The organism is Rhodospirillaceae bacterium (assembly GCA_016712715.1).
GTDB lineage: Bacteria > Pseudomonadota > Alphaproteobacteria > Dongiales > Dongiaceae > Dongia.
In genome coordinates, this window is record JADJQM010000001.1 from 2,148,615 (window position 1) to 2,161,047 (window position 12,433).

Annotated in this window: 11 protein-coding genes and 1 pseudogene; 6 read left to right on the forward strand and 6 right to left on the reverse strand. The window is 63.0% G+C overall.

Features of this window, described 5'->3' with window-relative positions; all coding sequences use genetic code 11:
• Positions 1–156 precede the first annotated feature (156 nt).
• Positions 157–1,539, forward strand: a complete 1,383-nt coding sequence (locus tag IPK59_10525) for an RsmB/NOP family class I SAM-dependent RNA methyltransferase (protein MBK8159170.1) — start codon at positions 157–159, stop codon at positions 1,537–1,539.
• On the opposite strand, the gene IPK59_10530 is transcribed toward IPK59_10525, so the two are convergent.
• The 6 genes from IPK59_10530 to IPK59_10555 all read right to left on the reverse strand — a co-directional run bounded on the left by IPK59_10530 (position 1,477) and on the right by IPK59_10555 (position 6,436).
• Complete coding sequence (locus tag IPK59_10530; protein ID MBK8159171.1) at positions 1,477–2,376, reverse strand: DMT family transporter; 900 nt, start codon at positions 2,374–2,376, stop codon at positions 1,477–1,479. The two genes, IPK59_10525 and IPK59_10530, sit on opposite strands and share 63 nt — an antisense overlap.
• A gap of 84 nt (positions 2,377–2,460) precedes the next feature.
• Entirely contained in the window at positions 2,461–3,603 is a 1,143-nt protein-coding gene (locus IPK59_10535) for a Rieske 2Fe-2S domain-containing protein (protein MBK8159172.1), read from the reverse strand.
• A gap of 70 nt (positions 3,604–3,673) precedes the next feature.
• Entirely contained in the window at positions 3,674–4,414 is a 741-nt protein-coding gene (locus IPK59_10540) for a type 1 glutamine amidotransferase (protein MBK8159173.1), read from the reverse strand.
• A gap of 127 nt (positions 4,415–4,541) precedes the next feature.
• A complete protein-coding gene (locus IPK59_10545; GenBank protein ID MBK8159174.1) occupies positions 4,542–5,414 on the reverse strand; it encodes a metal ABC transporter permease in 873 nt (290 codons plus the stop codon).
• Positions 5,414–6,208 carry an ABC transporter ATP-binding protein gene (locus IPK59_10550; protein ID MBK8159175.1) on the reverse strand — a complete coding sequence of 265 codons (795 nt, stop codon included), beginning with the start codon at positions 6,206–6,208 and terminating at the stop codon, positions 5,414–5,416. The genes IPK59_10545 and IPK59_10550 overlap by 1 nt, the downstream gene beginning before the upstream one ends.
• Positions 6,209–6,223: 15 nt before the next feature.
• Positions 6,224–6,436 (reverse strand): hypothetical protein, encoded by a 213-nt coding sequence (locus tag IPK59_10555; protein MBK8159176.1) that lies wholly within the window; start codon positions 6,434–6,436, stop codon positions 6,224–6,226.
• A gap of 274 nt (positions 6,437–6,710) precedes the next feature.
• Between IPK59_10555 and IPK59_10560 the strand changes: the two genes are divergently transcribed.
• The 5 genes and pseudogenes from IPK59_10560 to IPK59_10580 all read left to right on the forward strand — a co-directional run bounded on the left by IPK59_10560 (position 6,711) and on the right by IPK59_10580 (position 12,404).
• Positions 6,711–8,108, forward strand: a complete 1,398-nt coding sequence (locus IPK59_10560) for a circularly permuted type 2 ATP-grasp protein (protein ID MBK8159177.1) — start codon at positions 6,711–6,713, stop codon at positions 8,106–8,108.
• Position 8,109: 1 nt separating this feature from the next.
• Complete coding sequence (locus IPK59_10565) at positions 8,110–9,051, forward strand: alpha-E domain-containing protein (GenBank protein ID MBK8159178.1); 942 nt, start codon at positions 8,110–8,112, stop codon at positions 9,049–9,051.
• A gap of 15 nt (positions 9,052–9,066) precedes the next feature.
• Positions 9,067–9,957 (forward strand): transglutaminase family protein, encoded by an 891-nt coding sequence (locus IPK59_10570; protein ID MBK8159179.1) that lies wholly within the window; start codon positions 9,067–9,069, stop codon positions 9,955–9,957.
• A gap of 156 nt (positions 9,958–10,113) precedes the next feature.
• Positions 10,114–10,848, forward strand: a pseudogene (locus IPK59_10575) (peptidase).
• 128 nt (positions 10,849–10,976) lie between these two features.
• Positions 10,977–12,404 carry an FAD-binding oxidoreductase gene (locus IPK59_10580; protein MBK8159180.1) on the forward strand — a complete coding sequence of 476 codons (1,428 nt, stop codon included), beginning with the start codon at positions 10,977–10,979 and terminating at the stop codon, positions 12,402–12,404.
• Positions 12,405–12,433 lie beyond the last annotated feature (29 nt).

Below are 12,433 nucleotides of genomic sequence, written 5' to 3' on the forward strand. Positions count from 1 at the left end.
GGGCAGGGTGAGGGGTAGATCTGCTAGACTCGGTGTAGCACCCCTCACCCCAGCCCTCTCCCCGCTGTCGGCGAAGGCCGACATTCGTCAGCTGGCGTGGGGCGAGGGACCGATCAGGCGGCCGCTGAAAACGACTTTAACTATGGAACACGTATCATGACTCCCGGCGCCCGCATCCAAGCGGCCATCGAATTGCTGGCCGCCATCCATGGCGGCAGCGCACCTGCCGACCGCACCGCGGCGGCCTTCTTCCGCAACCGGCGCTATATCGGCGGCTCCGACCGGCGCACGGTGCTGGATCACGCCTATGCGGTGCTGCGCCAGAAGGCGAAGCTCGATTGGTGGATCGGCCGTTTTGATTCCGAGCAGCCCCTGCCGGAACTGGAACGCGCCCGCATCATCGCCAAACTGGCGCTGATCGACGGCTGGACCGCCGACAAGATCGCCGGCAGCTTTGATGGCGGCGAGTACCGCCCCAAGCCCTTCAACCGCACCGAACGCAATTTTGCGGGCTTTCTCGAAGATGCCGATTTCAAGCACGGCATGCAGCCGAAATGGGTGCGCTTCGAATATCCGGAATGGATCGAGCCCAGTCTCATCGAGCGGTTCGGCCCGGCTTTTGAACAGGAGATGGCGGCCCAGGTCGATGAAGCCGCGACCGATCTACGGACCAACACCCTGAAGGCTACCCGCGAAGAAGCCATCGCCGCCCTGGCCGAAGCCGATATCCCGGCGACGCCCACGGCCCTTTCGCCGCTGGGCCTTCGCGTCGAAGGCCGTCATCCGCTCGGGTCCCTGAAATGCTTCCAGGACGGGCTCATTGAGGTGCAGGACGAAGGCTCGCAGCTGGCGGCATTGCTGGTCGATGCGCGGCCCGGCCAGCGCGTGGTCGATTTCTGCGCAGGTGCCGGCGGCAAGACGCTCGCCATCGCGGCTGCCATGAAGAACAAGGGCAAGATATTTGCCTGCGATACGCTGAAGGGCCGCGTCGAGCGCGCCGGGGATCGTCTGAAGCGCGCCGGCGCCTTCAATGTGGAGCGCAAGGGGTTGGAGAGCGAGCGCGATCCCTGGGTCAAGCGCCATGCCGGCAGCTTCGACCGCGTGCTGGTTGACGCTCCCTGCTCCGGCACCGGCACCTGGCGGCGCAATCCGGACGCCAAATGGCGGCTGGTCCCGGAAGACCTCGCGCGGCTTGTCAAACTGCAGGCCAGCATCCTGGATTCGGCACAGCGCCTCGTGAAGCCGGGTGGTCGCCTTGTCTATGCGACCTGCTCGCTGCTCGCCGAAGAAAACGATGCCCAGGTCACCGACTTCCTCACCAAGCATCCCGATTTCGTGCAGATCCCGATCGCGGATGTCTGGAAAGATGTCATCGGCACCGATTGTCCTGCGACCGGCCCGACCCTGTCGCTGACGCCGCTGCGCAATGGCACCGATGGATTCTTCGTCGCGGTCATGGAGCGCATGAAGCCGGCTTCAAAACCCGAGGGCAGCGCGGCCGACACGCCAGAGACGCCCGTCGAGAATAACGAGGCCTGAGCCGATCAACCCCATACCGATGAGGTGATGGGGTTCGATCACCTCGCCGAGGAACAGCACGCCGAGCAGCAGCGCGCTCACCGGGATGAGCAGGGTCACCAGTGACAGGTTGGTGGATCCGGCGCGGCGCAGGATGCGGAAGAAAATCACGTAAGCAAGCGCTGTGGACAGCAATGCCAGCGCGATGATGGCGCCCATCGTGCGAAGGCTCGGCAACGCCAGCGTCCAAGGCTGATCGAGCAGCAACACCGGCAGCAGCAACAGGCAGCTACTCGCCGTCAACTGCCCGCTCGCCACCACCAAGGGTGGCCGGTCGCGAAAGCGCCGCCCGAACACGCCGGCAAAGCCATAGGACAGGGCCGCCGCCAGGATGGCGAGCTCGGCCCAGAGATGGCCGCCGAAACCAGCCGCCACGTCGCTGCCGATCATCACGGCGACACCGGCCATGCCGGCCAGCACACCCAGAATTTTCGCCGGTCCCGCGCGCTCATCCGCCGTGAACACATGCGCCACCAGCACGGTGAAGAGCGGCGTCGTCGCATTGAGGATCGAGGCAAGACCGGCGCCGATCGCCTGCTGCCCCCAGAAAATGAGGCTGAAGGGAATGGCGTTGTTGAGCAATCCCATGATCGCCGCATCGCGCCAGAAGGCCATGTCGCGCGGCGCCGGGACACGGAGCGCGATCCGCACCAGATGCAGCGCCGTAGCCGCCAGCGCCACGCGGATCAGCGCCACGGTCAACGGTGGCACCTCGGCCACCGCAATCTTGGCAAAGAAGAACGACCCACCCCAGAGGAGCGAGAGACCGATGAGCAGGGTCCAGTCCTGCAGGGCCATGCGTGGGGCAGTGTTTGCGGGCGTGATCGACATGCGTCCTTATGGCCGCGCCGACCGGAAAAGACTATCCGCTCCTTGCGCGGATCAGCCCTTGGCGCCCGTTTTCCGCCAGTTGAGGGCGTCCGCCACGAGCTGGTGGAAATGATGCACCGCATGTTCGCTGATGGCGCTGCGCTTGGCATCGACCACAAAGCGGCCCTGTTTGTAGCCGCGCGAGGCCATGCCGCGCTGCACCGATTCACACAGACGGTTGTCCTCGTCGCTCAGGATCGTGCCGGCATACTCGCTGGCGGCGTCGAGCTGCGGCGTCGACTTGCCGTCCGGCGTGTAGGAGATGGCGAGAAGCTCGGTCCGCGTCGGGCTGATCGGATTGAACCAGAACAGCGACACGGCCGTATCGCCCGGTGTCAGGTTGACCGTCGACATCGGCCACAGCCACCAGAAGGCGCTCTTCTGCACAGGCGCTTTCGGGTCGAAGGTATAGGCCTTGTTGTCCGGCCGAACGCCACTGCCGATATGTGATGAATATTGGGCATGGCAGGTGGAATGATAGGTGTTGAGATCGACCAGATCGGCAAAGGCCGGATGTGCCGGGGCGCAGTGGTAGCATTCCACGAAGTTGTCGACCGCGACCTTCCAATTCGCCTCGATCGTGCTGCTGAAGGTCTGGCGGCGCTGCATCGTCGCAAAGCCAGGGATCTGCGCATCCAACTCGGCATCGAGGCCCTCGAACGTGTCGGCGGCAGCCTTGGCCTCGTCATCCAGATTGAAGAACACGATATGGCCATAGGTCTCGACCCGCACCGGCGTCAGGCAGAACTCACCATGATCGAAACCGGGCAGATCCTCCGATCCGCGCGCCGAGCGTAATTCACCGGTCAGGTGATAGGACCAGGCATGATAGGGGCAGGTGATGACCTTGGCCTTGCCGCTGCCGGCGAGGAGCTCATGGGCGCGGTGGGCGCAGACGTTGTAAAAGCCCCGCAGCACATTGTCCTTGCCGCGGCAGATGAACACCTTCTGGTCGAAGATCGCTGCCGTGACATAAGACCCGACCTCAGCGAGATCATTGGCATGACACGCCATGTGCCAGCCGCGATAGAAGATCGCCTCGCGCTCGGCCGCAAAGATATCGGGGTCGGTATAGAATCGCGCCGGCAGGGTATAGGACCGCGCCGGGTCCTGGTCGAGCGCATGTTCCGGTTTCGCTTTGCCGACTTTCAGCATGGCCACCCTCCCTGCATGACGCTGGAAAGGAGAGCGTAGCCTGCGCGCCCACCCGAGGGAAGGGCCTGCGTTACGCCGCTCGTGCCTGTCGGCGCGCCTTCACCAGATCCGCCCAGCGGTTCGCCACCACCCGGCAGAAGTCATTGGCGGCGGCAATATGCTGCTTGAACTCGGCACGCGCGCGGTTGACGGCCTTGTTGCCTTCGACCTCGCCCAGTTTCTTCAGGATGACGTGGTTGAAATCCTCGATCCACATGGTGGCGTGGGCCGGGGTGATTTCGAAATGGCATTGGAAGCCATAGGCCGTGTCGCCATAGCGGAAGGCCTGGTTGGCGGTGGTGGTACCGGTCATCAGGCGCGTGGCATTCGGCGGCAGCGCAAAGGTGTCTTCATGCCATTGCATGATGTGCTGGCGCGGATGAAGACCAGCCAGCAGCGGATCGGCAGCCCCCTCACCCGTGATGTCGATCGGCAGGAAGCCATATTCGAAGTCGTCGTTCACGCGGACGCGGGCGCCAAAGGTGCGCGCCAGCAATTGCCCGCCCAGGCACAGACCCAGGAGCGGCTTGCCCTGGTCGTGAATGGCGCCGAGCAGATCGCAGATGGGTGTGAAGGCGGGATAGTCGGCATCGTTATGGGCATGCTGCGGACCGCCCAGCACTACCGCGCCGTCGAAACCGTCAGGGGTCGCCGGCAGGTCCACGCCATGATGGGGCTTCGTTGTGACAAGATCGGCGCCGGCAGCCGTCAGATGCTCACCCAGCAACGAGATATGCGAGGTTGGGTCGTTCTCAATCACCAGCAGCCGCATCTGTCATCCCTTCATAAGGCCGAAGAACTGCCAGATGATGGGCATTTGCAGAACGCATGACAAGGGCTGGGCAATGCGTGGGGCGCATAACGGCACGTCCATTCCAGCAACCTATTTCCTGGGCAGATCAATGCTGCAGATGCGCACCCGGAAAGAGCCTGCCCAGCAAGCCGCCAAAACGCCCGGCGATCACCGAGCCTACATAGACCAGTCCCGCGACCAGCACGATGGCGGGTCCCGGCGGCAGATCGAGATGATAGGACCCCATGAGACCCAGCAGGCCTGAGACCAAGGCAAGGGTGCTGCCGAGCGCAATCATGCTGGCAACCGAGCGAGTCCAGAACCGCGCCGCGGCCGCGGGCAGGATCATGAGGCCTACCGCCATCAGGGTGCCCAGTGCCTGAATCGCCGCCACGAGATTGAGCACGATGAGGATGAGGAAGACCATATGCGCCAGGGCACCCCGGCCACCGACCGCGCGGAGATAGGTGGGATCGAAGCATTCCACCACCAGATTCCGATAGATCACGGCAAAGGCCGCCAAAGACAGGATCGCCGTCGCCACCACAAGGATAAGGCCGTCACTGCCGATCGAGAGCAGCGAACCGAACAGGATGTGAAGGAGATCGCGCGTACTGCCGCGCATGGAGACAATGAGCACGCCCAAAGCCAGCGACACCAGATAGAGGGCAGCAAGGCTGGTGTCCTCCTTGATCGGCGTCATGCGCGCCACCAGGCCGCTCAGCAGCGCCACGGTCAGGCAGGCGATGAGGCCGCCCACGCTCATGGCCCAGAGATCGAGGCCGAACAGGAAGAAGCCGATAGCAACGCCAGGCAGAATGGCGTGGGCCAGGGCATCACCCATCAGGCTCATGCGGCGCAATTGCAGGAAGACGCCGAGTGGGCCGGAAATGAGGGCCACGGCAATCACCGCCACCAATGCCCGGCGCATGAAGGCGAAGTCGACAAACGGGCTTATCAGAACTTCATAGAACATGATCAGGCGGCGCAGATATCGGCTGAACCCGACCAGGCATCGGCTTGGCCGCGGGCGCTGGCGAGGTGGGCCGGCGTCAATACATCGCGCGTCGGTCCCCAGGCGATCGGCTCGCGCGCCAGCAGCAGGCAGTCCGGGAAATGCGCCCGCACGAAATCGAGGTCATGGAGCGCTGCCACCACCGTGCGGCCGGCAGCATGCCAGCGCAGGATGAGTGCCATCAGATCCTGGATCGTGCGCTGGTCGATGGCGTTGAAAGGTTCGTCGAGCAGGATCAACGAGGCATCAGCGGCAATCAGGCGCGCAAACAGCACACGCTGGAACTGGCCCACCGACAGGCTGGCAATCGGCCGGTCGTCCAATCCGGCGAGGCCGACCTCGGTGAGTGCCGCCGCCGAGGCCGCGCGCATCGCCGGCGTGAGGCGCCGAAAGGCCCCGATGCGCCGCCAATGGCCAAGATCGACCACCTCGCGCACGGTCATGGGAAAGCTGCGATCGACCTCGGTTACCTGCGGCAGGAAGGCGAGGCCAGCGCGGTCGGCGACCTCGATCGCCCCGCCATTCAGCGGCAGCAGGCCGACGATGGCCTTCAGCAACGTGCTCTTGCCGGCACCGTTCGGGCCGACCAGGGCCGTGAGGCTGCCCCGGGCGAAGGCGCCGGTCAGATGATGGACAGCGGGATGGCGCTGATAGGCGATGGTGACATTCTCAAGTGCAATCGCCGGATTGACAGCGATCGGCCCGGCATGATGGCCGCTGGCGTGGTGATGATCGGTGTGGAGATGGGCAACGGCCATGGACCTGATCCCGGATCAGACAAGCGCCCAGCGCAGCAACAACAGCAGGCCACCGGCCAGAATCGTCGCCAGCACCAGACGCTGTGTCATGCTCATGCCAAAAGCCATCGGGCGGTTCTCCGGAAACGGGCGGCGGGATCTCATCGTTATAACATAACAAATCGGCACAACCACCGCGATTGAGGGCGGCGAGCCGTTATTCCAAATACGTAACTGTAGATGTTTCACGTGAAACATTTCATGAACAGAGACCGTCGGAAACCTTTGGGCCTCCACTTGGTTAACATGCCGCCGCCATTAGAAACGGCTCGGCTGCCTAAAATTTGGGCTATCGTGTCGAACTGATGCAGAAGTGCCAAAAATTTGCCAGTTATTCCAGGGGCACGATCCCTTAACCTCCCTGGCATGAGGCTTGCTGTTCTGACCACCAAACGGCCGTTCCGGTCCATACGCAACGCTGCCGATAAGAATGCTGCAGGGAGCTCACATGTCCTTCGATGAGATGCGGCTGGAAGATGGCTCGATCCGGGCGCCTTATCTGGAAGTGGCCAATTGGCTGGAGAGCGTCACCTCGGCGCAGCTTGAGCGGCGCCGGGCCGAGGCGGAGTTGTTCTATCGGCGCGGCGGCATCACCTTCGCAGTTTACGGCGATGCCCAGGGCGAAGAGCGCATCATTCCCTATGACATCATTCCGCGCGTCCTCTCGGGCGGGGAATGGGCAAGGCTCAAGGCCGGGCTGGAGCAGCGCATTCGGACGCTCAACCTGTACCTCGCCGACATTTACGGTCCGCGCGAGATTCTGAAGGCCGGCATCGTCCCGGAAGATCTCGTCTGGCGCAACCCGGCCTTTCGCCCGGAAATGGCTGGCCTTGCCGTGCCGCACGGCATTTACATCCACATCGCCGGCATCGACATCGTGCGGATCGATGGCGATGATTTCTATGTGCTGGAAGACAATGCCCGCACGCCGTCGGGCGTTTCCTACATGCTGGGTGGACGCGAGATCTCAATACGCCTGATGCCGGAACTCTATGCCGCGCACCGCGTGGCCCCGGTCGAGAACTATCCCAACGAATTGCTGGCAACCTTGCGCTCGGCAGCACCTCGCAATGCGACCAACGACCCGACCGCGGTGCTATTGACACCCGGTCAGTTCAACTCGGCCTATTACGAGCATTCTTTCCTGGCGGACAAGATGGGCATCGAACTGGTCGAAGGCAGCGATCTCTTCGTGCGTGACGGTATCGTCTTCATGCGCACGACCGAGGGACCCAAGCGCGTCGACATCATCTATCGTCGCGTCGACGACGCCTTCATCGATCCACTGGTGTTCGAACCAGATTCAATGCTGGGGATCCCCGGCCTGTTTGCCGCCTACGCCGCCGGCAATGTGACGCTCGCCAATGCGATCGGCACCGGCGCCGTCGATGACAAGGTCGTCTATTCCTATGTCCCCGACATGATCCGCTTCTATCTCGGCGAAGAGCCGCTGCTGAAGAACGTGCCTACTTGGCGCTGCCGGGATCCGGAACATCTCCGCTATGTGCTCGACAATCTGCAGGATCTGGTGGTGAAGGAAGTGCACGGGTCCGGCGGCTACGGCATGCTGGTGGGACCGCATGCCACCGGTGCCGACATCGCCCAGTTCCGCGACCGCTTGAAGGCGGATCCCGCCAATTACGTGGCGCAGCCGACCCTGTCGCTCTCCACCTGTCCCTCTTTCGTCGAGAATGGCATCGCGCCACGCCATGTCGATCTCAGGCCCTTTGTCCTCACCGGCGCCGATGGCATCCGCATCGTGCCGGGCGGCCTGACGCGCGTGGCCCTGCGTGCTGGCTCTCTGGTGGTGAATTCGAGCCAGGGCGGCGGCACGAAGGATACCTGGGTGGTGGAGGCCTGACATGCTGAGCCGTACCGCCGATTCATTGTTCTGGCTGTCGCGCTATGTGGAGCGCGCTGACTATCTTGCCCGTGTGCTGGAGGCCGCGAGCAGGCTTTCAGCCTTGCCCAAAGCCTATGGCAGCGGCGGCAATGAATGGGAAAGCGCGCTGGCGACCGCCGGCTGCATCGATGCGTTCCACCAGGTTCACGAAACGCCCGATGCCGCGACGGTGATCGATTTCCTGGCCATCTCCGAGCAAAATCCCTCATCGATCCGGCGCTGCCTGGAAACCGCGCGGACCAATGCCCGCGCCGTCCGCACCGCCATCACCACAGAGATGTGGCAGGCGATCAACAGCGCCTGGCTGGAATTGCCCGCCATGGCGGCGCGCGCCACCGACCCCGACAGCCTGATGGAATTCCTCGACTGGGTAAAGGAAATCTCGCTGCGCTTCGATGGCTCCGGCTATCGCACGATGCTGCGCAACGATGCCTATTGGTTCTCGCGCCTGGGTATCTTTATCGAACGGGCCGACAATACGGCGCGCATCCTCGATGTGAAATATCATGTGCTGTTGCCCGAACACGCGGCGGTGGGTGGCGGCATCGATTATTCGCAATGGGCGGCGATCCTGCGCGCCGTCTCGGCGCTCACCTCCTATCACTGGGTTTACCGGCAGGGATTACAGCCCTGGCTGATCGCTGATCTCCTCATCCTCAACGAGCAGATGCCGCGTTCATTGGCGTCCTGCTACGGGGCCATCGTCGCCAATCTCGAGCGATTAAGCAGCGCCTACGGTCGACATGGCGAATCGCAGCGCCTGGCGCGCTCGATCCATGTGCAGCTGGAGAACAGCCGCATCGACCAGATATTCCAGGGTGGACTGCACGAATTCATCACTAACTTCACGGCCAACAACAACAGGCTCGGCGCCGCCGTGGCCGCACAATATCTGAGCTGAAGGGAATCGCCGCCGATGCTGATCCATGTGCGCCATCGTACTCGCTACATCTACGATCATCCGGTGCACTCCATGATCCAGGCCTTGCGCCTGATGCCGCGTAACCATGAAGGACAGTATGTGCGACGCTGGCAGATCGACCTCGACCAGGATGGAACGTTGCGGCCGGGTGAGGATGCCTTCGGCAATGTGCTTCACATGCTGTCGCTGGAGGGGCCAATCTCGGGCCTCTGCATCACCGTCGAAGGTGAGGTCGAGATGCAGGATACCAACGGCATCGTGCGCGGCGCCCTGGAAAAATTTCCGCCTGAGCTCTATCTGCGTGACACGCCGCTCACCATCGCCGACGCAGCGATCACCGACTTCGCGAAATCCGTGGCCGGCAAGGCCGGCGGCAGCGAGTTGAAGATCCTGCATGCCCTGCTGGCCGCCATCCACACCGAGATCGTCTTCGACACCAAGCAGACCGATACCGCGACGCGAGCCATCGACGCCTTCAAGATGAAGCAGGGCGTCTGCCAGGATCTCAGCCACATCTTCATTGCCTGCGCCCGGGTGCTGGGCATTCCCGCCCGCTATGTGGGCGGCTATCTGATGCGTTCCGACGACAATATTCATCAGGAGGCGGGCCACGCCTGGACCGAGGCCTATGTCACCGGCCTCGGCTGGATCGGCTTCGACCCCGCTAATGGCATTTGCCCGACCGAATCGCACATCCGGGTCGGCGCAGGCCTCGATTATCTGGGCGCCTCCCCCATCCGCGGCGCCCGATTGGGCGGCCGGGCGGAGAAAATGGAGGTCGAGGTCACCGTCGCCAACACCTATCAGAGCGAACCCGCCCACCAGACCCGCTGGAGTCAGCCGGCCGCCGCCATTGCCCAGGCCAGTCAGCAGTTCCAGGCCTAGAGAAACCGCTATCCCTGCATTGGCAGGAATCAGTCACCGGTCTATAACGGAACCAACCCGATCACCTTCCCTTTAGGTTTTGCCGGCCCTGGGTTTGGCGGGCCTTAGGATTGGGCGGGCATCAGGGTGGCCGCGATAGAACAGAAGACGATTCCCATGACTTATTGCGTTGGGTTGAAGCTGCGCGACGGATTGGTGATGATTTCCGATACGCGCACCAATGCCGGCATCGACCACATTTCATGCTTCCGCAAGCTGCATCTGTTCGGCGAGCCGGGCGAGCGGGCGATGGCCATTGCCAGTTCCGGCAACCTCTCCATTACCCAATCCGTCATCAGTCTGGTGACGGAAGGCATACCCGACCCCGACACCGGGCAGAAACGCACGCTCAACAACGTCCCCTCGATGTTCAAGGCGGCGCAATTGATCGGCGAGGCGGTACGCGAAGTCTATCGCACAGATGGCCCGAGCCTCGAGATGCATCAGGCAGCCTTCGACGTCGCCCTGCTGCTGGGGGGGCAGATCAAGGGCCGCCGCATGCGACTCTTCATGATCTATTCCGCCGGCAATTTCATCGAGGCAACCGGGGACACACCCTATTTGCAGATCGGCGAAACCAAGTACGGCAAGCCGATCCTGGACCGCGCCGTGACCTTCGAGACCGATCTTTACGAGGGATTGAAGCTTGGTCTGCTGTCGATGGATTCGACCATGCGCTCGAACCTCGCCGTCGGCCTGCCCCTCGACATCATGGTACTGCGCATCAACGCGTATCAGCCCGAACTGGTGCACCGCATCCATGCCGGCGACACCTATTTCGAAGAGCTGAGCAAGCGCTGGTCGGAGGCGCTACGCGCCAGCCATCAGGCGATCGCCCAGCCACCCTACAAGGGCGTTGCCGGTGCCGCCTATACCAGCCCCAAGAGCCGGCTGAAGCCAGCCAGGAAACGCAATGACGATGTGGTGAAGACCGCCGCCAAGCGCGTCGGCCCAAAGCCGCGGCGGAAATAGCGTATCCCATGGCCCGGCCCAGCGCAGAAGCGATCGTGGCCTTCCAGCAGGCAGCGGTGCATCTCCTGGGACCCAAGGGCTTTCTCACCGATCCCGTGGATCTGCAGCCCGTACTCGGCGACTGGCGCAGCCTCTATCGCGGCAAGGCTTGCGGCCTTGCTTTGCCAGACAGCACTACCGCCTGCGCGGCGCTCATCAGGCTCACGGCCCAGCATGGCATCCCGGTCGTGCCACAGGGTGGCAATACCGGCCTCTCGGGTGCGGCAACACCAGACGACAGCGGCGATGCCGTCGTGGTCAATCTGCGCCGCATGAACCGGATCCGTGCGCTCGACACCGCCAACGACACAATCATCGTCGAAGCCGGCTGCATCCTGGCCGACATTCAGGCTGCCGCCGCAGCAGCCGACCGATTGTTTCCCCTCAGCCTCACCGCGGAAGGTTCCTGCCAGATCGGCGGCAATCTTTCGACCAATGCCGGCGGGTTGAACGTGCTGAAATTCGGCAATGCCCGCGCCCTTACCTTGGGGCTGGAAGTGGTGTTACCGGACGGGTCGGTATTGGACGGCCTCACCACGCTCCACAAAGACAATACTGGCTACGACCTCAAGCAGCTTTTCATAGGCGCCGAGGGCACACTGGGATTGATCACCGCCGCTTCAATGAAACTGTTTCCGGCTTTCAGGAGTCGCGCAACGGCGCTGGTTGCTTTGCCGGCACTTGAGATGGCACCCGCCCTCCTTGCCCGTTGCCGCGCCGCGACCGCGGACCAGTTGATCAGCTTCGAATTGCTGCCGCGCTTCGGCCTCGACCTCGCCCGGCAGCATTTCCAGGCGCGCAATCCGCTGGAACAGGCGGCCGATTGGTCCCTGCTGATCGAAGCAGCGACGCCGGCCACTGATTTCGACGTGGCCCTCGCCCTTGAACGCGCCCTGGGCGAAGCTCTGGAGGCAGGGCAGATCACCGATGGCCTGCTGGCGGAAAGCGAGGCGCAGCGGGCCGAGTTGTGGCGGTTGCGCGAAGGCATCGTCAACGCCCAGCCGCGCGAGGGGGCCAGCATCAAGCACGACATCTCTGTCCCTGTGGCCAGCGTGCCGGCCTTCGTCGCTGAAGCGTCGGTCGCATTGAAAGCGACCTTTCCGGATGTGCGCCTGCTCTGCTTTGGCCATCTCGGAGACGGCAACCTGCATTTCAACCTGCTACAGCCCATCGGCGACGATCCTGCTGCCTTCCTTGGCCAGACCCTGGCCTTCAACCGCCTGATCCATGACCTGATAACTGTCTATCGCGGCTCAATCAGCGCCGAACATGGCATCGGGCAGCTTCGCCGGGACGAGCTGCAGCGCCTTAAGTCACCCGTCGCGCTTCAACTCATGCGCCAGGTCAAGGCCACGATTGACCCGGACGGGCGGTTCAATCCAGGCAAAGTTCTTTAACCAATTTTGCACTATACTTGCCCTTGGAT

Bases quoted from the DNA above. Each gene is read 5' to 3' on its own strand.
- IPK59_10525 (MBK8159170.1), top strand. From the start codon at position 157: ATGACTCCCGGCGCCCGCATCCAAGCGGCCATCGAATTGCTGGCCGCC.
- IPK59_10530 (MBK8159171.1), bottom strand. From the start codon at position 2,376: ATGGCCCTGCAGGACTGGACCCTGCTCATCGGTCTCTCGCTCCTCTGG.
- IPK59_10535 (MBK8159172.1), bottom strand. From the start codon at position 3,603: ATGCTGAAAGTCGGCAAAGCGAAACCGGAACATGCGCTCGACCAGGAC.
- IPK59_10540 (MBK8159173.1), bottom strand. From the start codon at position 4,414: ATGCGGCTGCTGGTGATTGAGAACGACCCAACCTCGCATATCTCGTTG.
- IPK59_10550 (MBK8159175.1), bottom strand. From the start codon at position 6,208: ATGGCCGTTGCCCATCTCCACACCGATCATCACCACGCCAGCGGCCAT.
- IPK59_10560 (MBK8159177.1), top strand. From the start codon at position 6,711: ATGCGGCTGGAAGATGGCTCGATCCGGGCGCCTTATCTGGAAGTGGCC.
- IPK59_10565 (MBK8159178.1), top strand. From the start codon at position 8,110: ATGCTGAGCCGTACCGCCGATTCATTGTTCTGGCTGTCGCGCTATGTG.
- IPK59_10570 (MBK8159179.1), top strand. From the start codon at position 9,067: ATGCTGATCCATGTGCGCCATCGTACTCGCTACATCTACGATCATCCG.
- IPK59_10580 (MBK8159180.1), top strand. From the start codon at position 10,977: ATGGCCCGGCCCAGCGCAGAAGCGATCGTGGCCTTCCAGCAGGCAGCG.